The organism is Mesorhizobium sp. M7A.F.Ca.ET.027.02.1.1 (genome assembly GCF_004022985.1).
In the GTDB taxonomy this organism is placed as follows: Bacteria; Pseudomonadota; Alphaproteobacteria; order Rhizobiales; family Rhizobiaceae; genus Mesorhizobium.
In genome coordinates this window covers 1-977 of the sequence record NZ_RZOL01000814.1, presented here as the reverse complement: position 1 = coordinate 977, position 977 = coordinate 1, and the positions used below count along the sequence as shown (strand labels likewise).

1 protein-coding gene is annotated in these 977 nt (G+C 66.0%); it reads left to right on the top strand.

Going from position 1 to position 977, the window contains the following annotated elements; all coding sequences use genetic code 11:
- Window positions 1–484 (top strand): hypothetical protein (locus EN749_RS36365; RefSeq protein ID WP_128365040.1); only part of this gene is annotated, 484 nt, incomplete at its 5' end.
- Window positions 485–977: the final 493 nt, after the last annotated feature.

The following is a 977-nucleotide window of genomic DNA, read 5'->3' as shown; positions in this document are numbered from 1 at the left end:
ATGCTCCCTCATCTCCGAGAGCTTCGGCCTGCCGGTCCTCGACAGCGACGGCATCCGCGAGCTGCACGAGAAGCTCATCGTCGACACGGCCGCAGCACTCGACGAGGGACTTGGCGAACGCGCCATGCAGATCCACCTGCAGCGCATCGTCGGAGCGTATGTCGGCTCCGCTCATGGCGCCGGCCAATTCTACAGCCGCTCCGTGACCGAGGCCCGCGACGCCACGGCCAAGTCAGCCTGCGACGACCGGGATGAGGATGTCGGTGGACCGGTCGGCTTCGACAGCGCCGCCCAGCGCAAGCGGGAGTTCGCCGCCGACATGGCGCTCCAGGCCCACGCGCTGGGCATGGCCGCCGAGGGCGCCGTCAATGCCTACGAACAGGTCGTCGGCGAGGTCTGGAAGCCCTTCGAACGGCCGGTGGAGAACCCCGGGCAGAGCGTCGATCGCAAGGCAGCCGACCTGCAGATGGCGGCTCTCGGATGAGCATCAACTCGGGCGGGGCGATAGCTCCGCCCGAGATGATTGCTGTGCCAACTCTCCGGACCTTCGCTCTGGCTATTCGCGTGGGTGCATCACCGCTGTTTAGGCTATCACCGAGTCGACAGGGCATCGTCGGCCCGTAGCCGAACCGCATCACCATATCGGGTCGCTTGTCCCACTACTGCGCGTGGCAGGGCCGACACGAATTCGTTGTCCTGAAAGTGCGCTGTTTCGATCGAGAGGACCACGCTTCACCGTGAGCGGGTGGCCCGCTTCTGTGCGAACAGGCCCGGGTCATCGGACGCCACTCTTTGTGGGCAGTCCAATCCCGCTCTCTCGTGATGGCTTTCCTGGTGCGGCTGCGGATCTTCCACGATCAACCCGCAAGGGGTCCGCTAGCAAGCTGCGGCCGCTCGGCTGAAGCCTTCGCGGTGATCGCGCCCGCCGCCGCACACTGACGGAGCCATCGAGCGGGAATTGGCCCGCTTCCCAAGAT